This window comes from Streptomyces sp. NPDC043876, assembly GCF_056435825.1.
In genome coordinates this window covers 17,740-38,956 of sequence record NZ_JBWKDV010000004.1, presented here as the reverse complement: position 1 = coordinate 38,956, position 21,217 = coordinate 17,740, and the positions used below count along the sequence as shown (strand labels likewise).

At 69.8% G+C, this 21,217-nt stretch carries 23 protein-coding genes and 3 pseudogenes; 9 read left to right on the top strand and 17 right to left on the bottom strand.

Annotated features, from left to right (window positions below):
* Window positions 1-33: 33 nt before the first annotated feature.
* Complete coding sequence (locus tag AC0693_RS13940; RefSeq protein WP_478801890.1) at window positions 34-675, bottom strand: hypothetical protein; 642 nt, start codon at window positions 673-675, stop codon at window positions 34-36.
* Between the two features lie 388 nt (window positions 676-1,063).
* Between AC0693_RS13940 and AC0693_RS13935 the strand changes: the two genes are divergently transcribed.
* Window positions 1,064-1,999 (top strand): nitrilase-related carbon-nitrogen hydrolase, encoded by a 936-nt coding sequence (locus tag AC0693_RS13935; RefSeq protein WP_478801889.1) that lies wholly within the window; start codon window positions 1,064-1,066, stop codon window positions 1,997-1,999.
* A 259-nt stretch (window positions 2,000-2,258) separates the two neighbouring features.
* On the opposite strand, the gene AC0693_RS13930 is transcribed toward AC0693_RS13935, so the two are convergent.
* Window positions 2,259-2,411: a hypothetical protein gene (locus AC0693_RS13930; RefSeq protein ID WP_478801888.1), complete on the bottom strand. Its 153-nt coding sequence runs from the start codon at window positions 2,409-2,411 to the stop codon at window positions 2,259-2,261.
* 157 nt (window positions 2,412-2,568) lie between these two features.
* Here AC0693_RS13930 and AC0693_RS13925 point away from each other — a divergent pair, with 157 nt between their 5' ends.
* The gene (locus AC0693_RS13925; protein ID WP_478801887.1) at window positions 2,569-4,074 is read left to right on the top strand and encodes a hypothetical protein; all 1,506 of its coding nucleotides are present in this window, start codon (window positions 2,569-2,571) and stop codon (window positions 4,072-4,074) included.
* Window positions 4,075-4,495: 421 nt separating this feature from the next.
* Window positions 4,496-6,361 (top strand): YVTN family beta-propeller repeat protein, encoded by a 1,866-nt coding sequence (locus AC0693_RS13920; RefSeq protein ID WP_478801886.1) that lies wholly within the window; start codon window positions 4,496-4,498, stop codon window positions 6,359-6,361.
* 50 nt (window positions 6,362-6,411) lie between these two features.
* On the opposite strand, the pseudogene AC0693_RS13915 reads toward AC0693_RS13920, so the two are convergent.
* A pseudogene (locus AC0693_RS13915) lies at window positions 6,412-6,707 on the bottom strand (NAD(P)/FAD-dependent oxidoreductase); the annotation flags it as partial.
* Between the two features lie 4 nt (window positions 6,708-6,711).
* A complete protein-coding gene (locus AC0693_RS13910) occupies window positions 6,712-7,131 on the bottom strand; it encodes an arsenate reductase ArsC (RefSeq protein ID WP_478801885.1) in 420 nt (139 codons plus the stop codon).
* A gap of 99 nt (window positions 7,132-7,230) precedes the next feature.
* On the opposite strand from AC0693_RS13910, the gene AC0693_RS13905 reads away from it, so the two are divergent.
* From AC0693_RS13905 to AC0693_RS13895, 3 genes are read left to right on the top strand one after another with little or no spacing between them, the layout of a single operon-like run.
* Window positions 7,231-7,539 carry an ArsR/SmtB family transcription factor gene (locus tag AC0693_RS13905; RefSeq protein ID WP_356408423.1) on the top strand — a complete coding sequence of 103 codons (309 nt, stop codon included), beginning with the start codon at window positions 7,231-7,233 and terminating at the stop codon, window positions 7,537-7,539.
* On the top strand, window positions 7,536-8,627 hold the full coding sequence (gene arsB / locus AC0693_RS13900) for an ACR3 family arsenite efflux transporter (RefSeq protein WP_478801884.1): 1,092 nt from the start codon (window positions 7,536-7,538) through the stop codon (window positions 8,625-8,627). The genes AC0693_RS13905 and arsB overlap by 4 nt, the downstream gene beginning before the upstream one ends.
* Window positions 8,624-9,688: an ArsO family NAD(P)H-dependent flavin-containing monooxygenase gene (locus AC0693_RS13895; protein WP_478801883.1), complete on the top strand. Its 1,065-nt coding sequence runs from the start codon at window positions 8,624-8,626 to the stop codon at window positions 9,686-9,688. The genes arsB and AC0693_RS13895 overlap by 4 nt, the downstream gene beginning before the upstream one ends.
* A gap of 46 nt (window positions 9,689-9,734) precedes the next feature.
* On the opposite strand, the gene AC0693_RS13890 is transcribed toward AC0693_RS13895, so the two are convergent.
* The 3 genes and pseudogenes from AC0693_RS13890 to AC0693_RS13880 all read right to left on the bottom strand — a co-directional run bounded on the left by AC0693_RS13890 (window position 9,735) and on the right by AC0693_RS13880 (window position 11,215).
* Window positions 9,735-10,130: a hypothetical protein gene (locus AC0693_RS13890; protein WP_356408420.1), complete on the bottom strand. Its 396-nt coding sequence runs from the start codon at window positions 10,128-10,130 to the stop codon at window positions 9,735-9,737.
* A 229-nt stretch (window positions 10,131-10,359) separates the two neighbouring features.
* Window positions 10,360-10,853, bottom strand: a pseudogene (locus AC0693_RS13885) (N-acetyltransferase family protein).
* Window positions 10,850-11,215 carry an ArsR/SmtB family transcription factor gene (locus AC0693_RS13880; RefSeq protein WP_478801882.1) on the bottom strand — a complete coding sequence of 122 codons (366 nt, stop codon included), beginning with the start codon at window positions 11,213-11,215 and terminating at the stop codon, window positions 10,850-10,852. Before AC0693_RS13880 ends, AC0693_RS13885 begins: the two are co-directional and overlap by 4 nt.
* A gap of 205 nt (window positions 11,216-11,420) precedes the next feature.
* Between AC0693_RS13880 and AC0693_RS13875 the strand changes: the two genes are divergently transcribed.
* Entirely contained in the window at window positions 11,421-12,788 is a 1,368-nt protein-coding gene (locus AC0693_RS13875; RefSeq protein WP_478801881.1) for an NAD(P)-binding domain-containing protein, read from the top strand.
* 197 nt (window positions 12,789-12,985) lie between these two features.
* Here AC0693_RS13875 and AC0693_RS13870 read toward each other — a convergent pair whose 3' ends face one another.
* The 6 genes from AC0693_RS13870 to AC0693_RS13845 form a co-directional block, all read right to left on the bottom strand.
* Window positions 12,986-13,795, bottom strand: coding sequence for a transposase family protein (locus tag AC0693_RS13870; RefSeq protein WP_478801880.1), 810 nt, complete (start codon window positions 13,793-13,795; stop codon window positions 12,986-12,988).
* Between the two features lie 188 nt (window positions 13,796-13,983).
* Window positions 13,984-14,322: a hypothetical protein gene (locus AC0693_RS13865; protein ID WP_478801879.1), complete on the bottom strand. Its 339-nt coding sequence runs from the start codon at window positions 14,320-14,322 to the stop codon at window positions 13,984-13,986.
* Window positions 14,323-14,428: 106 nt separating this feature from the next.
* The gene (locus tag AC0693_RS13860) at window positions 14,429-14,761 is read right to left on the bottom strand and encodes a winged helix-turn-helix domain-containing protein (RefSeq protein ID WP_478801878.1); all 333 of its coding nucleotides are present in this window, start codon (window positions 14,759-14,761) and stop codon (window positions 14,429-14,431) included.
* Entirely contained in the window at window positions 14,758-15,174 is a 417-nt protein-coding gene (locus AC0693_RS13855) for a hypothetical protein (protein ID WP_478801877.1), read from the bottom strand. Before AC0693_RS13855 ends, AC0693_RS13860 begins: the two co-directional genes overlap by 4 nt.
* Window positions 15,175-15,583: 409 nt before the next feature.
* The gene (locus tag AC0693_RS13850; RefSeq protein ID WP_478801876.1) at window positions 15,584-15,883 is read right to left on the bottom strand and encodes a hypothetical protein; all 300 of its coding nucleotides are present in this window, start codon (window positions 15,881-15,883) and stop codon (window positions 15,584-15,586) included.
* A 30-nt stretch (window positions 15,884-15,913) separates the two neighbouring features.
* Window positions 15,914-16,123 carry a hypothetical protein gene (locus AC0693_RS13845; protein WP_478801875.1) on the bottom strand — a complete coding sequence of 70 codons (210 nt, stop codon included), beginning with the start codon at window positions 16,121-16,123 and terminating at the stop codon, window positions 15,914-15,916.
* A gap of 129 nt (window positions 16,124-16,252) precedes the next feature.
* Between AC0693_RS13845 and AC0693_RS13840 the strand changes: the two are divergent.
* Window positions 16,253-17,291, top strand: a pseudogene (locus tag AC0693_RS13840) (MFS transporter).
* 45 nt (window positions 17,292-17,336) lie between these two features.
* On the opposite strand, the gene AC0693_RS13835 reads toward AC0693_RS13840, so the two are convergent.
* The 3 genes from AC0693_RS13835 to AC0693_RS13825 form a co-directional block, all read right to left on the bottom strand.
* Entirely contained in the window at window positions 17,337-17,996 is a 660-nt protein-coding gene (locus tag AC0693_RS13835; RefSeq protein ID WP_478801874.1) for a DEAD/DEAH box helicase family protein, read from the bottom strand.
* A gap of 850 nt (window positions 17,997-18,846) precedes the next feature.
* Complete coding sequence (locus AC0693_RS13830) at window positions 18,847-19,227, bottom strand: hypothetical protein (RefSeq protein ID WP_478801873.1); 381 nt, start codon at window positions 19,225-19,227, stop codon at window positions 18,847-18,849.
* 3 nt (window positions 19,228-19,230) lie between these two features.
* Complete coding sequence (locus AC0693_RS13825; RefSeq protein ID WP_478801872.1) at window positions 19,231-20,130, bottom strand: aminoglycoside phosphotransferase family protein; 900 nt, start codon at window positions 20,128-20,130, stop codon at window positions 19,231-19,233.
* Between the two features lie 82 nt (window positions 20,131-20,212).
* Here AC0693_RS13825 and AC0693_RS13820 point away from each other — a divergent pair, with 82 nt between their 5' ends.
* Window positions 20,213-20,416, top strand: a complete 204-nt coding sequence (locus tag AC0693_RS13820; protein ID WP_356408397.1) for a hypothetical protein — start codon at window positions 20,213-20,215, stop codon at window positions 20,414-20,416.
* Between the two features lie 178 nt (window positions 20,417-20,594).
* On the opposite strand, the gene AC0693_RS13815 is transcribed toward AC0693_RS13820, so the two are convergent.
* Window positions 20,595-21,134, bottom strand: coding sequence for a hypothetical protein (locus tag AC0693_RS13815; protein ID WP_478801871.1), 540 nt, complete (start codon window positions 21,132-21,134; stop codon window positions 20,595-20,597).
* Window positions 21,135-21,217: the final 83 nt, after the last annotated feature.

Genomic DNA, 21,217 nt, shown 5'->3' with positions numbered 1-21,217 from the left:
CAGCCGGGTGGTCCGAGAGAAACGGCCAGCCCGTCAGTCCTTCGGCAGGGGAAGCAGCTCGGCATGCCTGACCGTGTAGCCGCCCTTGGTCACCGGGGCGTACGGGGCCGGGGCCATGCAGGTGCCGACCAGGGCCTCCGCGGGAACGGCGTCGCCGGTCGGCAGCAGGTTCACTCCGTTCCAGGAGAAGCCCACGCGGTCCCGGGAGCGCCCCTTGTCCTCGCCGCTGTCGTAGACACTGAACCCGACCCGCTTGCCGACGTCATCCACCGGGCCGCCGTCGCTCACCCTGGTGATGATCGCCGTCAGCGTCGCGGTGTGGGGGCCGGTGACCAGGCAGTCCACGAGGCCCTCGGACGTGTAGGTCTTGTTTCGCTCCGCGGAGTAGTGGGAGACCGTGACCGTGCCCCGAGCATCGCTCGGAAGCCCCGTGGGGATCCCCGGCAACGGCCGACTGTACGGAGCCGCCTGCGCGTCGAACCTGAACGAGCGGACGTCCTCGTCCGGGTAGTAGGGAAGGACGAACTCCGCGCTCCCCGTGACGCTTGCGTACGCGGTCTTGTCGGCACGCTGCTCGGCGGACGCGACGGGGGCAGCACTCAGGGGTAAGCCGACGACGAGGGCGGCGAGGAGGGCCGGGAGGGCCATCGTCCTGGGGCGGGGCAGTGCAGTCATCGGGCTCTCCAGGTGATTGCGGGCCCCGTTGATGGGGTCGCCCCATCCTGGCGTCCGTCCCCGCCCGGGCCATCCGCCTTGATCCGTAATTGATCGCCGGTTCGCCTCAGACCCGGGACCGACCGGCGTCAGCCTCGGGTCTCACGCACATGCCGCCGTCTTCCCCCGCTGGCTGAAGGTGAAGGCCGGCGGGGCGGCGCAACTGCAAGACACTCCGAGCCGGACCGTTCCGACTTCTCTGCCGCTCCGTTGGGAGCTCTCTCTGGGAGGTCGTGTCGATTGGGTTCGATGCGGGCGGGAGAAGGATCTTGGTTTCCGATGGCGCGGTGAATCGTTCTTGCTGGCGTGGCGGTCACCTGGACCGCCCTTCACCGAGGACGTCCCTTTGATGACCGAGCCCGTTCGTGTCGTGTTCCGCTCCGCCTCGCATGCCGCGCCCGCTGTCGGTGAAGGGCTGCGGGTGGCCCTGTATCAGGGCCAGGGCCCTGTCGGTACCCGGCAGGCGGTGAAGCAGAACCTGGAACGCCTGGTCGAGGTGGCCGCGCTCGCGGCCGACTACGGCTGCCAGGTGGTGGTGTTCCCGGAGAAGTACACCACCGGCTACGCCATCGGGCCCGAGCAGTGCCGGGAGCTGGCCGAGCACCGCGAGGGTCCCTCGATCGAGCGCGCCCGGCTGGCGGCCAAGGAGAACGCCCTGGCCATGGTCCTGCCCTACCCCGAACGCGACGGGACCGCCTTCTACGACTCGATCAGCGTGATCACCGGGGACGGGCTGGTGGCGGCGAACTACCGCAAGACCCACCTGTACGGGGCCGCCGAGCGGCGCAACTACTCCTTCGGGCAGGAGCTGCCGCCCGTCGTCACCATGAACGGCATCGCAGTGGGGGTGCTCAACTGCTACGAGTGCGAATTTCCGCCGCTGTACCAGTACCTCGCCGGTCAGAACGCGCAGGTCGTCCTCGGGCCGACGGCTGCGGACTTCCACTTTCGGCTGGCCGACGGCAGCATGAGCCAGGTTCCCTACCAGGACGCCACCCGCCACATCATCCCGGCCATGGCCAGTATCTGGCGTCTGTTCATCGCTTACGCCAATCGCCGCGGCTGGGAGCAGGTCCCCGCCGGCACCTGGCAGTACCAGGGCAACTCCGGCATCTGGGCACCCGACGGCGAACCCCTTGTCGCGGCCACCGCCGAAGACCGCCACCATGACTGCCTGCTCATCGCCGACTGCCTTCCCGGGACGGTCCCGCCGTTCAGCCCCGAAGGCCACCACCCCACCGACAACCGCCTCACCCTCAACCCCGCCCTGCAACCCGCCCACTGAGGCCCCCACCGGTACCGCAGAGCAGGCAGCACGCGGACTCGCCGCCATCGGAACCGCACAGCGTGCCCCATGGCGGCCAGGCATCTCCCCACTCGCTGGTAGCAAGGGGGAGGATTCCACTGAGCTGGGGCCCGCCGGCTCAGCGGCGGGGCTTGAGCGTGCGGCCGGCATCCGATCAGGCGGCAGGGCGCCCGCCGGAGTCACGGCGATGCCGATGGCCGTCGTTGCCGGGGGAGAGCGTGCGCCCCCGGTCGGTCCGTCAGGAAGTGGTGCGGTCGGTATTGGTGTTCCGGTTGCGGAGCTTGGCCTGAATCTTCTTGGCTGTGTACCCGGCCCCGCTGATGAGGGCCGCGGCCAGGGTGTTGCCGAGGAGGTCGTGGCCGAGGAAGGCGTACAGCGTGGACAGCGTCATGGTCTGCTCCCTGTCGGCAGGGCGTACTGGGCTGGCCAGAGAGTGACCGGCGAGCGCCTGTCCAGGGGCGGGCGGGTCGTATCGAGGCTGGTGGGAGGGGGGATCGGGTTGGTCATGGGGTGGTCAGGACTGAACTGGACGGCGGGGGAGGGGCGCGGTGGCACCGCAGCGTGACATCGACGAGAGGACCGCCGGCGGGCAGTTGGCGCTGTTCCTGGTCCGGCTGACCGGGGGCGCGACGGTCCGGGAACTCGCGGACCGCTTCGAGCCCAGCAGCTCGACGTGGGGGAACTACCTCAACGGCTCCCAGCTCATCCCCAAGCCCGTCCTGGGGATCCTGCTGGAGGCGTTCACCAAGCCCGGCGCGGCCCGCAACACCGCGGTGAGGGACGCCTGGGAGCGATGGGCCGCAGCGGACGCCGAGCGCCGTGCCGCCCGCATGACGCCCGGCGGGGACGTGGTGCGTCAGCACCAACGGCGGGACGACGCCCTCCAGCAGGTCCTCAAGTACCAGGCACTCGCCGCGAACGCGGAGAAGCACCTCGCGGAACTGCGCCCGATGCTGGCCTACACGCAGAGCCGGCTGGAGAACGCTGAGCTCCTGCTGCACATCGCCGACCAGAGGGAACGGGTCCGGGCGGAGCGCCGTCTGGGGCAGGCCAGGCAGTGGCTGGGCCGGGTCCGTATCCAGCAGGAGCGGGCCCGCGGCCGCCGGATGACGGCGGAAGAACAGCAGGACTTCTGGATGACCGAGGTCCTCAGCGCCCAAGAGGAGATCAGCCGTCTGGAGCGCGAGACGCAGGACCTGACCGTTGTCCCGCACGGTTCCCTGCAGCCGGTCCCCCCGGACATGGCGGACGAGGTCGACGACGTGGACTTCGAGGCCCGTTTGGATCACATCACGGCCGAGGGCCTCCAGGACGAGGCCCTGATCGAGGAAGACCTCCAGCCCGTCCACGACCCCGACCTGCCACCGATCCCTCTGGCTGCCCAAGACGCTGTCCAACGCGTGTCCAAAAGCGTGTTGGACAAGCCCCCCACCAGCAGCGACACCGAGCGCCGAGCCGCACTGACCCAGGTGGTGCGGGCACTCCACGCGGCAGGCCCGGCACGCCTGGCGCCAGCTCTGCATGCGGCCGGCCCCGCTCGCCTGGCCACAGCTGTCCATGCGTCCGGCCCGGCCCGTCTCGTACCGGCCCAGCGCGCGGCCACCCTCCACGAATCAAGCCCCGCCGCGTCGAGGCGGAACCCGGCATGGCTGCTACTCCTTCAGCACCTCGGGCTTGTCGCCGACGAACCGAAACCTCCCTCCAGTCCCCCTACCGTTCCCGCCCTGGACCCGGCTCCGAAGAAGGCGTCCTCCCACATCAAACTCCTGAAGGCCGTGCGCGCCCTGCTCGCCGTCCCGCTCGCCCCCGTCCTCATGGTGCTTTACCTGTCCGGCCAGATCATGGCTGCCAGGCACGGCAGTGCCGGCGCCCGGTGGACAGACGTCCTCACGACGACGATCCTCTGCCTGGCACCGCTCTACGGCGCCCTCAGGCTCATCGGAATCACGAAGGTGCCCGCACGCATTGCGGCCCCTGCCTTCCACCTGCTCTGGATCATCCTGATGCTCTTCGACCTCTTCCCCTGGCCCGCTCCCCATTACACGAAGCAGTAGGACCGCTCTCACTCCACCGGTGCAGGTCCGCAGGCACGCAGCCGCTTGCGGGGCCGCGAAGCGTCCGCCCTGCTGGACCGCGGGGCAGGAGGCAGGCGCGGGCCACGTCGTTGCATGGGAAGACCTCTCGGCGGCGCCGCTGTTTTGCGGGCCCGGTCCGCCAATGTGCCGGTTCGGGTCTGCCGCGGAGCTGGAGGTGGCATGCTGGGCGAGTCGAGGGGCCAACACTGTTGGTCACCAAGGATGTTCGCTCCGTTGCGGGTACGTCCCGGTGCGGTGACCGGGGGCTGGCGAACATGCGGCGCTCTCAGGCTGCCCCGCGACATCCTGACGCCGGACGAGCCCTGAGGAAGGGTTGAGGCACCTGATGTCCTCACGTTCCGTCTTACGCCCGTCGCGTCTGCGACGTGGATTCTCCGCGGTGGTCGCCGCCGGTGCGCTCGCCATCGCCGGACTGGTCGCGCTGCCCGCTCCCGCCGCGCAGGCGCTGCCGTCCGCCCCGGTGGCATACGTCGCCGACCTGAGCGACAACACCGTCAGGGCGCTCGACACGGCCACCAACACGGCGGTCGCGACCATCCCCGTCGGTTCCACCCCGATCGGTGTGGCGGTGTCCCCGAACGGTAGCCGTGCCTACGTCGCGAACAACGGCTCGTCCTCCGTGTCGGTGATCGACACCGCCACCAACGCCGTCACCGCGACCATCGCGGTCGGCAACGGCCCCGTCAAGCTCGCGGTGTCCCCGGACGGCGCCACCCTCTACACCGCCAACTCCGGCGCGAACACCGTCTCCGTGGTTGACACCGCTACCAACACGGTCACCGGAACCGTCGCGGTCGGCGCTCTCCCGTTCGGCATCGCGCTGTCCCCGACCGGCACCCGTGCCTACGTCTCCAACAACAACGGCAACACGGTATCGGTGATCGACACCGCCACCGGCACGGTCGTCGCCACCGTCGGCGTCGGCGAGAAGCCCAACGTCATCAAGGTCACCCCGGACGGCACCCACGCCTATGTAGGCAACCAGAACTCGCACACGGTCTCGGTGATCGACACCGCCACCAACACCGTGTCCGCCACCATTCCCGTCGGTATCGGCCCGTTCGGCCTCTCGCTGTCCCCGGACGGCACCCGCGCCTACGTCAGCAACAACTCCGCGAGTTCGGTGTCGGTGATCGACACGGCCACCAACACCGTCACCGCGACGGTCGGCGTCGGCAACGGCCCGTTCGAGTCCGCTGTCACCCCCAACGGCGCCTCGGTGTACGTCCCCAACGGCTACAACGGCACCATGTCGGTCATCGACACCGCCACCAACACCGTCACCGCGACCTTTGCGTTCGGCTCCTTCCCCTACGCGGTCGCCTTCGCCCCCGCCGCCCCCAGCGCCCCCTCCGCGGACCTGGCCTCCACAGTCACCGACTCCGCCGACCCGACCGCCCTGGGCGACACCCTGACCTACACCCAGACCGTCACCAACAACGGTCCGGCCGCCGCGACATCGACCACCTCCACGCTGACCCTGTCCGGCTCGGCCGCCGGCATCGTGTCCGCGGCCAGCTCCCAGGGCTCGTGCACCGTCAGCGCCCCGGTCGTGAACTGCACACTGGGCGCCCTGGCGAGCGGGGCCTCCGCGACGATCACCGTGACCGTGGAACCGCAGACGACGGGCACCATCACGGCCACCGGCACCACCACCTCGGCGGTGACCGACTCCACCCCGGGCAACAACACAGACGCGGAGACCACCACGGTCACCAACGGCCACGGCTGCACGATCACCGGCACCGCAGGCAACGACACCCTCAACGGCACCAGCGGCGCCGACGTGATCTGCGGCCTCGGCGGCAACGACACCATCAAGGCCAACGGCGGCAACGACACTGTCTACGCCGGGACCGGCAATGACACCGTCGACGGCGGCAACGGCGACGACACCTTGTACGGGGGTGCCGGCGACGACATCATGGGCGGCGGCAACGGCGCCGACTACCTCTACGGCGAAGCCGGCAACGACACCAACTACGGCGAAACCCTGCTGGGCTCGCTGCTGTACCTGTTCGACAATGGTGACGACCACATCTACGGCGGCCCCGGCAACGACGACCTCGACGGCCAGAACGGCAACGACACCCTCGTCGACACCGAAGGCACCGACACCATGGGTGGCGGCGTCGGCAACGACCACATCAACGTCCAGGACGGCGCAGGCGGCGACACCGCCAACGGCGGCCTCGGCGCCGACACCTGCACCACCGACCCGGGCGACACCACCACCAGCTGCTGACCAGCTACCGGCACGCATAAGAACGAGGCCGCCCGTGAACGCGGGCGGCCTCCTCTTTTGCGCGTCTCGACGATGTCGTCGTCGATCATCTCCGCGCCGAACTTCTCGGCCGGGCCCGCATGTTGGTCATGAGGTCGGGGCCGTCGACGCCCTGGGGGAAGCCGGGGAAGTTCTCCACCTCGGTGGTCGTGGCGAGGGAGCCGCCGACGAAGATGGAGCTGCCGAACAGCAGCGGCTACAACTGGGCGCGGGCGGTGTAGAGGGCGGCGGTGTATCCGGCGGGGCCGGAGTCGATGATGATGACCTCGCGTATGCCGTCATCGGTGGTGGTGGTCGTGTCGGTCACCGGGTCAGCCCTGCTTCTTGGCGTCGATCTCGGCGATCAGGCCTTCGATGAGGCCCTTGATCTCGTCGCGGATGGGGCGGACGGCCTCGACGCCCTGGCCGGCCGGGTCTTCGAGCTGCCAGTCGAGGTAGGTCTTGCCGGGGAAGTACGGGCAGGCGTCCCCGCAGCCCATGGTGATGATGTAGTCGGACGCCTGCGCGGCCTCGGGGGTCAGCACCTTCGGCTTCTGGCCGGAGATGTCGATGCCCAGCTCGGCCATCGCGGCCACCGCGGAGGGGTTGATCCGCTCGCCGGGTCTGGACCCGGCGGAGCGGACCTCGACGCGGTCTCCGGCCAGGTGGCGCAGGAACCCGGCGGCCATCTGAGAGCGGCCTGCGTTGTGGATGCAGACGAACAGGACGGACGCGAGCGGGGTGGAGGACATCGTCTCTTCCTTCATCGACCAGGGTCTGCCGGGCGCCGGCACGATCCATGAATCAGCCCAGACTGGTGTCAGGCCGGAATGATGTGACAGTATCAGTCCATGATGACGTCAGTCGACACTGAACTGATCCGGGTCCTGGCCGATCCCCTCAGGCTCCGGATCGTGACCCTGCTCGCCCGCGAGACCCTGTGCACCACCCACCTCGTGGAGGAGACGGGCGCGAAGCAGACCAACCTGTCCAACCACCTGAAGGTGCTCAGAGAGGCCGGGGTCGTGGAGACCGAACCGTGCGGCCGCTTCACTTACTACAAGCTGCGTCCGGACGTCATCGCCCAGCTCGCCGGCCAGTTCGCCGACCTGGCCGCCACCGCTCGCTCCGCTGCGGAGAACAAGAGGGCCTGTCCGTGACCCCCACCCAAGCTCCCGCGACGACCGAGGACGCCTCGGTCGTGGCGAAGCTGTCCACGCTCGACCGCTACCTCGCGGTCTGGATCCTGCTTGCCATGGGCCTCGGGCTCGGGCTCGGACGACTGATCCCCGGCCTGAACGACGCGCTCGCCGAGGTCGCGATCGGCGGGATCTCCCTGCCCATCGCGATCGGCCTGCTGGTCATGATGTACCCGGTGCTGGCGAAGGTCCGCTACGACAAGCTCGACGCGGTCACCGGCGACCGCAGGCTGATGATCTCCTCCCTGGTCATCAACTGGCTCCTCGGCCCCGCCCTCATGTTCGCGCTCGCCTGGATCTTCCTGGCGGACCTGCCCGACTACCGCACCGGCCTGATCGTCGTGGGACTCGCCCGGTGCATCGCCATGGTCATCATCTGGAACGACCTCGCCTGCGGCGACCGCGAAGCCGCCGCGGTCCTGGTCGCCCTGAACTCCGTCTTCCAGGTCATCGCCTTCGGCGTGCTCGGCTGGTTCTACCTCGACCTGCTGCCCGGCTGGCTCGGCCTCGGCAACGGCGAGCACCTCGACATCTCCGTGTGGAAGATCGCCCTGAACGTCGTCATCTTCCTCGGCATCCCGCTGCTCGCCGGCTTCCTCACCCGACGCATCGGCGAGAAGAAGCTCGGCCGGGCGCACTACGAGGCGAAGTTCCTGCCGAAGATCGGCCCCTGGGCGCTGTACGGGCTGCTGTTCACGATCGTCATCCTCTTCGCCCTCCAGGGCAAGACCATCACCTCCCAGCCCCTCGACGTTGCACGGATCGCGCTTCCGCTGCTCGTCTACTTCGCGGTGATGTGGTTCGGCACCTTCGCCCTCGGCAAGGCGATCGGCCTGAACTACGACCGCACCGCCACCCTCGCCTTCACCGCGGCGGGCAACAACTTCGAGCTGGCCATCGCCGTCGCCATCGCCACCTTCGGCGTCACCTCCGGGCAGGCCCTCTCCGGCGTCGTCGGCCCCCTCATCGAGGTCCCCGTCCTCGTGGCCCTCGTCCATGTGTCGCTGGCCTGGCGCAAGAAGTTCACGGACAACCAGCTCAGCTCATGACACAGCGCACCGACGTGGTGGTGATCGGCGGCGGCCAGTCCGGGCTCGCCGCCGGCTACCACCTGCGCCGCCTGGGCATCGAGCACGTCATCCTCGATGCCCAGGCGGCACCGGGCGGAGCTTGGCAGCGCACCTGGGACTCCCTCCACCTCTTCTCCCCGGCCCAGTACTCCTCACTGCCCGGCCGCTTCATGCCGGCCCCGCCGGGCGAGGTCTACCCGGACGCCGGGCACGTCGTGTCGTACCTCGCCGACTACGAGAAGCGCTACGAGCTCCCCGTGCAGCGGAGCGTGTGGGTCTCCGCGGTCCACCGCGACGGCGCGTACCTGTGGGTCGAGACCGACGCCGGTGACTGGCGGGCCCGAGCCGTCATCAGCGCGACGGGAACCTGGACCCGCCCCTTCCTGCCCGCCGTCCCCGGCCGTCGGGAATTCACCGGCCGCCAGCTCCACACCGTCCAGTACAAAAGCCCAGGCGAGTTCGCCGGGCAGCGGGTGATCGTGGTGGGCGGCGGGAACTCCGGGGCCCAGATCGCCGCTGACCTCGCATCCGCCGCCGACCTGACGTGGGTCACCCAGCGCCCGCCCCGCTACCTCCCCGACGACATCGACGGCCGCGCCCTCTTCGACGCCGCGACCGCCCGCCGGCGCGCTCTCGACGCCGGTCGCACCGACACCGGCGGCATCGCCTCTCTCGGCGACATCGTGGCGGTGCCCCCGGTCCGGTCGGCCCGTGATGCCGGGCTTCTGGCGGCGAAGCCGATGTTCACCCGCCTCACCGCCACCGGTCCCGAATGGGCCGACGGCACCCGAGCCGAAGCGGATGCCGTCATCTGGTGCACCGGCTTCCGCCCCGCCCTCGCCCCGTTCGCCCCCCTGCGCCTGAGAGGCAGCCGCGGCCACATCGCCACGGCCGGCACCCGAGCGGTGGACGAACCCCGCCTGCACCTGCTCGGCTACGGCGACTGGACCGGCCCCGCCTCCGCCACTCTCATCGGCGTCGGCCGCACCGCCCGCGACGCGGCCCGCGAGATCCGTGAACTCCTCGGCGACGCTTGCTAGGTACGCCCGCCAGTAGGAGGCCGCCGTGGTCGCAGGGGCGCGCCGGCTAAGACGATCCGGAGGCGGCGTTCCAGGCCATGATCAGGAGAACGACGATGATCGACAACGGGACGGCGATGAGCAGCCCGCACCCGATGGCACCGGGCAGGTTCTCCCTGCGAAGGCGCTGATCGAGCAGCTTCGCCTCGGGGGTGTCGTTCCGCCAGTGCGGCTGGAGCTCGGCGGTGCCGTCGGCGATCGCCCTGGCCACCCGGGCGACGTCCGCGGGATGGTACGCACGCCACTGGACCGGTCCCCAAGTGCCGTGCGCTACACGGTGGTTGTTGCGGACTCCGTTGGCGTTCGCGGTGGCGTCCAGGCAGGTCGCCCGGATGGTCGGCCAGGCTCGGGCCAACTGTCTCTCGGACAACCAGGCGACGCGCTCCGGTCCTGCTGCTGCCATGGGCGCACCTTCTCTCGGCTCGCAAGCAGTCTCTACCCGATCCGGCGGGATAGGCAACACCCGCTTCCCGTAAGCGACTTGGCTCCTCGACTGCCCATATCGACCTGGGCGTCCAAGAGCGGCCGTCACGGGTCATCGGACGTGGGAGCAACGCGCGCGGGTGTCCCAGCGGCAGGGAAGGCAGACACGTCGGGTCGGGCAGCGGACGGTGATCCGGTGGGAGGTGACGTCAGTCAACGGTTGGGCTGCGGCGCTCCAGCAGGACCACGTCGCGCCACACGCCGTGGTGGCGGCCGACGCGCTCGCGGGTGCCGATCACGCGGAAGCCGGCCCGCTGGTGGAGGGCGAGGCTGGCGCGGTTCTCGGGGAAGATGCCGGACTGGATCGTCCAGATTCCGGCGGCCTCGGTCGAGCCGATGAGGGCGCTCAGCAGCGCGGAGGCGACTCCCTGGCCGCGGGCGCCGGGGTGCACGTAGACGGAGTGCTCGACGACGCCCGCGTACGCGCACCGGTCCGACACCGCGCTCGCCGCCACCCACCCCCGTACCCTGCCGTCCGCCCGACGGCGGCGAAACGGTGTTCCGCCGGCTTGCCCTCCTCGAACACGCGCCAGGTGGGGGCGGTGGTCTCGAAGGTGGCGTTGCCCTCGTCGATTCCGGCCTGGTAGATCGCCAGGACCTCGTCCGCGTGTACGTCGGCCAGCGGCGCGATGGTGAGGCTCACGCGGCGGCCGCGCGGGTGAGGAGCTGCCCCATGGCGGCGAGCACCGTGGGCTCCACCCGGTAGTACACCCAGGTGCCGCGCCGCTCGGAGGACAGCAGTCCGGCCTCCCGCAGCTTCTTCAGGTGATGGGAAACGGTCGGCTGGGAGACGCCCACGTCGGAGATGTCGCACACGCACGCCTCGCCGCCCTCGTGCGAGGCGACCAGGGAGAACAGGCGCAGGCGGACCGGGTCGCCCAGGGCCTTGAACATGCGGGCGGTCCGCTCGGCCTCCTCGGCCGTCAGTGGGCGCTCCGACAGCGGTGGGCAGCACGGAGCGGCGGTCGCGGAGTCCAGCAGCGGAAGAGCCTTCACATTCGACATGCGTCTATGTTGACACACGTCGAAGCAGTGGACGAGGGTGCGCGGCGGGCTGCACCGCACCGGACCGGTCGCCTTCGATCGCCGCCACATCGACACTCCCATCCGCAGCTAATTCGACATCTGTCTATGTTGACGCTCATCGAATCAACTGCCATGCTGACACCGCGAGCCATCGACGGATGTCGAAACAAGCGAGGAGCCTGCCGTGAACGCGCCTGCCACCACCGCCGACCTGCCCACCGTGGTCATCGGCGCCGGACCCGTCGGCCTGGCCGCCGCCGCCCACCTCATCGCGCGCGGGCTCACCCCGCTGGTCCTGGAAGCCGGCCCCACCGCGGGCACCGCCACCCGCGAGTGGGCCCACGTACGCCTCTTCTCCACCTGGTCCGAAGTGGTCGACCCGGCCGCCGAGAAGCTCCTCGCCCCCACCGGCTGGACCGCGCCCGACGGCGCCATCTACCCCTCCGGCGGCGACTGGGCCGAGCTCTACCTCCAGCCCCTCGCCGACGTCCTCGGTGAGCGCGTCCGGTACGGCGCCACCGTCACCGGCGTCTCCCGCGCCGGCCGCGACCGCGTCGTGGACGCCGACCGCGAGTCCCAGCCCTTCACCATCCGCGTCCAGGGCGCCGACGACAGTGAGGAGCGGCTCCTGGCCCGCGCCGTCATCGACGCCTCCGGCACCTGGTCCACCCCCAGCCCGATCGGCGGCGACGGCCTCCCCGCGCTCGGCGAGCAGGCCGCCTCCGACCGGATCTCCTACCGCATCCCCGACCTCAAGGACCCGGCCGCCCGGGCCCGGTACGCCGGGAAGCGCACCGCCGTCATCGGCTCCGGCGCCTCGGCCTTCACCGCCCTCGCCTACCTCGCCGACCTCGCCGAGGCCGAGGACGGCGCCGGCACCCACGCCACCTGGATCCTGCGCCGCGGCATCTCCGGCTCCACCTTCGGCGGCGGCAGCGCCGACCAGCTGCCCGCCCGCGGCGCCCTCGGCCTCGCGGCCAAGGCCGCCGTCGACGGCGGCCACGCCGACGCGGTCACCGGCTTCCGCACCGACGCCGTCGAACGCGACAGCGACGGCCGCCTGGTCCTGGTCGCCGAAGACGGCCGCCGCCTCGACGCGGTCGACGAGGTCATCGTCCTCACCGGCCTGCGCCCCGACCTGTCGTTCGTCTCCGAGCTGCGCCTGGGCCTGGACGAGTGCCTTCAGGCCCCCGTCGCACTCGCCCCGCTGATCGACCCCAACCAGCACTCCTGCGGCACCGTCTACCCCCACGGCGTGAAAGAGCTCTCCCACCCGGAGAAGGACGTCTACCTCGTCGGCATGAAGTCCTACGGCCGCGCCCCCACCTTCCTCGCCATGACCGGCTACGAGCAGGTCCGTTCCATCGCCGCCCACCTCGCCGGCGACCAGGACGCCGCCGAGCGCGTCGAACTCACCCTCCCCGAAACCGGAGTCTGCGGCGGCGCCGGTCTCTTCGACCAGCCCCGGGCCGCCGAAGAGACCGGTGGCGGCTGCTGCGCGGCCCCGGCCACCCTCACGATCGGCGCCCCGGCCTCCTCCGGCGGCTGCTGACCTCCATGCAACACACCCAGGCCGACGCGGCCGTGACCGGGACGGGGGTCCGGTCACGGCCGCGCGCCGCACTGAGCCTCCGCCAACTTGAACTCGCAGGTCAACGGGCTGGTGTGACGGTTCTCGGGGTCCTCGTGCTGGTCGTGGGTGGGAGTCCGCGGAGAAGATCGTTTGTCAGCGGTTGACTTCGAGGTTCGTCAGGACGAGCAGGGCGCGCAGGAGGTGGATGGCGCGGGCGGGGTCGGTACGGAGCTTGGTAAGGATCGCCAGTTCTTGAGGTGGGCGAAGCCGTGCTCGACCGGCGCGCGTCCAACGGTGAGGACGCGGTTGGCGTCCTTCTGGCCTGCGGTGAGCTTGTGGGTGCGGCTGGCGACATAGCCGGTGACGATCACGGGGTCGTGGATGTCGTTGTCCAGGCCACGGAAGCCCAGATCAGCCAACGCCCCGAGGCCAGCCTCGCGCAGGTGGGCCAGGATGCGGTCGTGGCGGGCGGCGGTGTTGTCGTGGGTGCGGCCAGGCCGGGCAGCGGATATCCAGATCAGTCGGCCTCTTTCGTCGGTCAGGGCGAGAAAGTGCAGGCCGTGACTGCGGTGCTTGCCGGAGTAGTTCCACCGGTCGGCCCTCCCGGTGCGGCGCTGGGTGCGGATGAGGGTGCCGTCGACCAAGACGACCTCCCCGCCCTGCTTGGCGACCTTCTTCAGGGCACGGTCCAGGCGCGGCGCCTGGGCGGCAAGCAGTCCGATCAGCTCGTCGCGCCAACGGCGGATGGTGGACTCGGACACGTTATTGCCGCCGGCCATGTCGGCCAGGCGCTGGTCGTGGCGCAGTACGGCCAGGACGATCACCGCAATCTTCCCCGGCGGCAGGATCCGCCACCGGGACCGGATCGCCTTCAGGTGGCGTCGCAGCAGGTCGGCGAGGTGGTTGACGGTGCTCGTGGACAGCGGCAGGCGGCACCGGTAGACAATCGGGCAGGTGTCCTCGGCGAACTCTTTGGTATTCGTCACACAATTCCGACGGCCGCCGGGGGCACCCCGGTTACGCCGGTACCGAGCCGCTCCGAGTGGCGGCGTTCCCGGTCACAGGCGGGTGGTGAACCGGCCGTCGGGCAGTTTCCGGAGCCAGCCGCGATCGACGAGTCTGACCAGCTTGCTACGCAGTGGTTCCAGCTTGGCTCGCACGCTGACGTCCACCCTCACCGCTTCGCCGACCTCGCGAGCCATGCCGGTCCGGCAGCTTGCCGCACGGCGGCGAGGATGCGCTGGTAGTCCGGCGGGAGCAAGCTTTCGTCCGCACCCGGCTCGCGGTGCGGGACCAGCGTCACCGCCCGGCCGCCCACCTGCCCGGGCATCGGCGCAGCCTGGGCGCGTTCGTCGGCGAGCTGCTCACTCACCCGCTCAAGGACGCGTTCGGCGACAGCGAGTTCATCACGCTCAGCCCGTACTTCCGTCAGCTGCTTGGCCAGCTCTTCTTCAAGTTCGTCCAGTTCCGCACGCCGCGCGGTGATCCGTTCGAGCAGTTCGGGATCCAGCATGCGGCGGATCGTAGAAGGCATCCGGGCGACACAGAGGAGAAACCGACGAGCCGGCTGAGAACGGCTGCGCACACCGTGGCAGCCGTTCTCACCCGTCTGTGTCACTTCAATTCCAGTGGCCCGCGATCGCTGTCAGCGCGGCAAGGTGGCGCCGGTAGGCATCTGCTCCGTCCTCGGTCAGACGCAACCAGGTCCGCGGCCGACGCCCGACCTGCCCTTTCTCGACCGTCACCCAGTTCGCCTGCTCCAAGCGCGACACCTGCTTCGACAGGGCGGAGTCGGTGATCTCCACGAGATCCCGCACGTAGGCGAACTCGGCCTTCTCCACAGCAGCGAGAGCCGCGACGATCGACAGACGCACAGCCGAGGCCAGAAGAGGAGCGAGGCCGTGTCGCGGGTGAGGGCCCTGCCCTGCGCCGGCCGAGGTTTCCTGCCTCATGCGGCGCGCGCTTCCCGCCAGGCCGCCGCGGAAGCCGGCAGCGCGCATACGAGAGCAGCCACCGCGGCAAAGGCGGCATTGCTCACGAAGACCGTGAAGCCGAGCACGAGAGCCAAGACGTAGGCAGCCGTCCAAGCGCCCACCACTTTGAGGTGCAGGCCGCCGTAGCCGCGCGGAGTCACAGGCTGTCGTATGGCGAACAGAGACAACCCCATGACCACGAGGGCATTTGCAAGTGCGCCGACCAGCGCCCCCGTCGCCCCGTGCCACAGCAATACGAGAGGGACCAGGACTAGCTGCCAGACGGCGAACAGCCACAGGTAACCCACGTACCAGCGGCTTCGCAGCCGCGCTGTCGCCTCGATCCGCGCAATCCCCTTCAACGCTGCCGCTACGTCAGCCTGTTCACGCATGACACGCCCCTCCCGTCGCCGCCGAGGCATCCCCTTTTACTCCCGGCATCCACTTGCCAGAGTAGCAACTACTTGATGGGATGGAGAGTTCACAGCGTAAATGCGACCTCTCGACTCGAAGGCGCAGAACGTCACCCCCCTGTCCGATCCGGGCCTACCTGATCACTCTCCGTGGCGCGGCCTACGTAGCCAACAAGCCGCCCGCCTGACAGACGATCTTCTCCGCAGACTCCCACCCACGAGCAGCACGAGCACCCCGAGAACCGGTCACACCAGCACTGCGACCTGCAAGTTCAAGTTGACGGAGGCGCACCGCACCGCACCGCACCAAAGGGCGCACCGCGGTGGCGGGCCCTCCCGAAAAGGGTGTGACCGAGCCTCCGCGACGACTACGGCTGCAATCCGATGGTCACGTCCAGCCTGCTGCCCTGAGCACCGATACGGCGACGTCAGCGACGGAGTCTGTGCCGACATCGACGACGAAGTCGTCGACTGCGGACCGGCTGAGGATGCCGTCCAGTTCACCAGACCGGTTCAGATGCCATTGCAGTGCTTCGGGCTCGCTGTCGTGGCGTTGGGCCAGTCGCTGGTGGATGATCGACAGCTCAGCCTGGAGCCGACAGACCGAGAGTTCAGCACCCACGGCATCGGCCAGTAGCTTCCTCTCGTCCTGGTCCTCAATCACACCAGCGAGGACCAGGCGCGTCACCCCGGCATCAAGATAGTGACCGGTGACGCTTCACAGATTCCGCAGCAGCATGCCGAAGTTGAAACGGTCACCGGGAGGCGCAGGCCACGACTTGCGCAGCCAGTCGAGATCGACGACAGCATGAGGGACCCCGGCATCGGCGAGAAGGTCGCCCAGGACCTCGGCAACGGTTGTCTTGCCCACGCCGACAGTGCCGTTGAGGAGGAGGGCGCGAGCGTCCCGAGGGCTGTCTGCGTGCATCTCGGCATCGTACGTCGAAATCGAGCACCGAAAAACTGGCAACCAACCGCTAACGGACGATCTACGGCGCGGACAGCCGCCCACGACCAGCACGAGTACCCCGAGGATCGATCACACCAGCCCTTCGACCTGCGACTTCAAGTTGGCGTAGGCTCACTGCCCGCCCTGTGCGCCACCCAGATCACCAGCTGGGGAATCGTCTACTACGCCTTCCCCGTCCTGAACTCCCGCATCACCACTCAGACGGGCTGGTCACCGGCCACCACCGCCGCCGCCTTCTCCGGCGCCCTGCTCGTCTCCGCCCTCGCTGGCATCCCCATCGGCCGCATCCTCCACCGACGAGGACCACGCGCCGTCATGACCGCCGGCTCCGTCCTGGCAGTGCTGGCGCTCCTGACCATCGCCTGGGCACCGAACCTCGCCGTGTTCTCGGCCGGATGGCTCCTTGCGGGCTTGGCAATGGCCGCCACGTTCTACCATCCCGCCTTCGCCGCCCTGACCCGCTGGTGGGGCGAGGACCGCGTGCGCGCCCTCCCCATCGTCACGCTGGCCGGAGGGCTCGCCTCCACCGTCTTCGCACCCTTGACCGCGGCTCTCGCCGAACACTTCAGCCGGCGCACCACCTACCTCATCCTGGCTGCCGTCCTCGCCCTCGTGACCATCCCCGCGCACGCGCTCGGCCTGCGCGCACCCTGGCCGCCCGCCCCGGCGGTCCACCCCCGGCACGCCATCGCCACGGGGCAGGCGGTGGAGCGCAGCTGTCCCTTCCTCCTCCTCGCCGCAGCCCTGACCCTGTCCGTCACCGCGCGCACCGCCGCCCTGATCGCAGCCGGCGGAGCCACCACAACGGCCCTCGCCCTCATCCCCGGCCCCCTGCCACTCCTGGCCCTCTTCGCAGTGCTGGCGGGCACCGTCCGCGGCAACCTCACCCTTCTGCAGGCCACCGCCGTCACCGACCGCTGGGGCACCACCCACTACGGCCGCCTCTCCGGCCTCCTCAGCGCGCGCGCCCGCCTCCGTCGCCGCAGCCCTCGCGCCCTTCGCGGGCGTGGGCCTTGCCGGCCTCCTCGGCGGCTACCCCGCCCTGTTCCTCCTCCTCGCCGTGTTCTCGCTCGCCGCAGCTGCCCTTTCCCTCGGCGCGGCGCCAAGCCGCAACCGACCAGCATGAGCAATGCCCACCCGCCGCATTACCGGGGTCTGTTGCGAAAGGGGATCAAAAGTCGTGGTCGGCTCGGGCTGCTGTCTGGTCTGACCAGCCCCGTGACAGGGGGAGGCGGCCGGATCGGAGCGCGTCGCGCTGTTCGGTCACCCATTGCTCAACCTGATCCACGGAGTCCGCGACAGGCTGGTCCGTGGTGTCGAGGAGGTGGGTGCACCATCGCCGATCGTCGGAGGTCCACCCGGTCCAGCGGCGCCAGGCCATGCGGGGCCAGCTGTCGTCGATGATGACGTCGGGTTGGGATCGGGGATCCTCGGCGTGCTTGCGGTGCCAAGCGGCCCAGCCGAGAAAGGCGTCGACCGCCGGAGCGTCCCATCGGTCCGGGTCGCGCTTGGTGAGCCTGCCGCGCCGGGCCTCGTCGGACACGTCGACCAGACAGACCGCGATGCCGTCCAGCAACGGGGCGGAGGGGCTGGCCAGGACCTCCCCCAGCGGGGACTGCCCGGTCAGCAGGAGGTCGACTCCGCGGGCCTGGTATTCCAGCGCGCGACGCACCCACATCTCGGTCATGCGGTTTCGCCACTGGCGATCGGCGTCTTCCGGTACGCCGAGCTCGTCGAAGTCGTGCACGGCAATCCGCCCCAACCGCTCGCCCACGGAGTAGGCGAGCGTGGTCTTGCCCGAACAGCTGGAGCCGGTCAGTTTGAGCAGCATCTCACCAGGGTTGCAGGTCAGTAATGATGTCCTCGAAGGGTTTTCCTGGAACCTTCCACCCCGTCTGGTGCTGGTCACAACCACTCTTTGATGGCAGCGACCCGTACGGTCGCTTCGTAGCGGACAGCCCTCGGCGAATGCCAAGGTGAGACACCGAGGTCCTGTGCTGACGTGCGGCTTGGCCGACGGCCGGAGACGGATGAGTCATGATGTCCTCGATGACCGTCCCCGGCGTGGGCAGGCTCAAGGGGACCGTAGGCAAGCCCGTCCAGCCGCCTCTGTCGCGCTCACTTGACGCCCAGCTTCCGCAGCGCGTCCAGCTGCTCCGCCGTGAGCTTGTCGCGCATCGACCTGGGGATCTAGATCCCACGCCCAGCTTCACGATCACTGGCCTCCCCATGGCCGCCGACCGCGATCGGCTCACCGCCCGGCGCGGCACCGACCGGCCCGCGCCTTCCCGCTCCACCCGATGGGTGAGAGCCTCAGGCGTGTACCCTCCCACCCCGGCCAGGTTCCGGTCCGGCGCTGGCGTACATGGCGCGCTGGGACGAGGCAGGCCGGGCGGCGGGCAGTGCCCCGCCACCGTGCCGCCGGCCGCCTCCGGTCGGGAACCGGCGCAACGCCCGGTCGGGGCCGATGGCGGCAAGGCGGCGCAGCGGCCGCGCGCAGTGTCCGGTGACGACGCACTGCCGGCGGGGTCGGGCTGCGATCTGACCCGCCCGTATGACCGTTCTCCCTGCTGCCCCGCCGGACGGTCGACGCCGGCGGTCGGGTCCGCGAAGCTGTAGCCCAGGGAGACCGGACGGCTTGTGATGACCTCGGGCACCCCCACCAGCACCTTGCCGGGCGGTTACCGACTCACGGTAGACGCCCATTCCTCGACTTCTTCCTCGGGTGCCACGCTCCGCAGTGCGTCCAGCAGATCTTCCTCCAGGACGGTCAGCTGCTCGTCCTGGCGCAGCCCGTCCGCGGCATGCAGCAGCGCGCCGAACATCACGTTCCCCCTCGGCACTTGCAGAGCTTTCCGCGCCATCCACGAATCCTCCTGCGCCCCCGACAGCAGGCAGGCGTCTGCGTTGACGACGGGTTGGAAGGTGCGGAAGCCGCCCTCGGCCGGTGTGCTGCGGCGGGCGATGTCGATGGCGAGGGCTTCGGCTTCCTGCCTGGGCATCGGCTCGCTGCCGGAGAGCAGCAGGCCCGGCTCGGCGGAGCCGGGGCAGGCGACCCTCACCGTTCAGCCTTCGTCGAGCACCGTCCGGATCACGTGACGGGCATTGCGCGCCATCGCCGGGTTCGTCCTTCGGTAGTACGGCAGCGCAATCAGCGCCTGTGAGAGCGTCCGCCCCCGGCCGCGGATCCAGGTCGCGTCGTCCACGCCCAGCGCCTCGCGGAAGACTTCCCTCACATCGGCTGGCAGCAGATTCCACGCCGGGAACAGATCGCACGCCGGATCACCCACGCCCAGGCACCCGAAGTCGATTACCGAGGTCAGCCTGCCGCCGTCCACCAGCAAGTTGCCCGGCATGAGGTCGGCATGCAGCCACACCGGCCGGCCGTCCCAGCCCGGGGCCCGCAGCGCCTCCTCCCACGCGTCGGCGGCAGCATCGCAGTCCACGCCCTCCTGCGGGATCCCGCGCAGTTCCTCGATCGCTGCCCGGGTCTCTGCGTCGAGCGAGGCGATCGGCCCACCGCGATGGGCCCGCGGCGCACCCGGCAGGGTGATGCTCCGCATCGCTGCCACAAATGCGGCCAGGTCCTCGGCCAGCAGGACAGGTTCGCTCAGCGCCCCCGCCTCGGGATTCTCCCCCGTGAGCCACTGGCACACCGACCACGGCCACGGATACCCCTCGGCGGGCTGCCCGTCCCGGAGCACCTCGGGGATGGGTGTGGGCAGGTGGGGTGCGAGTCGGGGCAGCCACGTCCGCTCCAGCAACACGTCGTTGGCCCCGCCCTTCACCAGCGGAAGCCGTACGACCATGTCATTGCCCAGCCGGTACATGGCGTTGACCGTGCCGCTGGACGGAAACTGCTCCACCGCCAGCTCCGCCCACTGCGGGAACTGCCCGGCGATCAGTCGTCGCACAAGGTCGTCGTTGATGGGATGTGTGCCGGGATGCATGTGCCCTGTGCTCATGGCATGTCATCCGACCGTCGGGCGCCGACGGGCGTCAAACGTTTTTCCGGCAAGCACCACGCCCGGCCACCCCGGACACCTGATGGTCCGCACGGCGGAACAGGCGCTCCTGTTCACCCCGCCCGCCCCCGACCGGCTCTCCTTCGTCGCCACACCCTGCACGCCCGCCCAGGAGATCCGCGAGATCGTGGCCGTACTGCGCCGCCGGTTTCCCACCCATGCGCGGCAGCACCACGCCGCCTCGGGTTACGTCGCGCTGCGCTACGACCACGTCGTCAACGGATAACCCCCGGCGCGAGCGAAGGCCGGACCGCCCTGCACCGGGCGGTCCGGCCCTCAGTCGTCGGTCACTCCGGGGCCTCGGAGGCCGCGGTCCGGAGCCCGGTCATGCCTGCGATCACGTCCGGGGTGACCGCGCGGGGGGACAGCCGGCCCTGGCCGGTGCCACAACCCCACATCGCCCGTCATACCCGATTGACAGCCTCATCGGGAATCGGAGCCTGGGCGCCGCGCAGCCGGCGGCGCTTGCCGAGCAGAACAGCCGTGCGTACGAGGACCATGGCCAGTGCCATGAAGACGAAGGCGTTTGAGTAGACGTCTTGCCCACTCAGCTTGTTCTCGATGCTGAAGCGAATGACATCCTCGGTGAACCAGTGCTCGGAACCGTAGGCGAAGAGCACGCGGGAGGCGGACATCAAGGTCCAGACGATCGCATAGGTGATGCCGCCCTTGGTGTAGATATCGCCGTCGGAGCCCCGGTGGGCGGGCAGCAGGACCGCGGCGATCAGGCCAAAGACGACTCCCGCACCGATACCGGCCAGCTGGAGCCAAGGGTCGTTGCCCCCCAGCGGGAGGGTGTGGACGAACAGCGCGATCACGATCGCGACAGCGATGATCGAGCGCAGCAACCGCATGTTGGTGACTTTGCGGGTGCCCAGGTCGGTGGACAGGATGATGACCAGAATCACCGAGCTGGCGATCAATGCGGTCAAGAACGGGCTCATGGGTCAAGTCCCCCTCATGTCGATGAGTACGGGGGCGCGTTGCGGCTCTCCCGGATCTTCCACCTGCAACGTTAGGGAGCGGG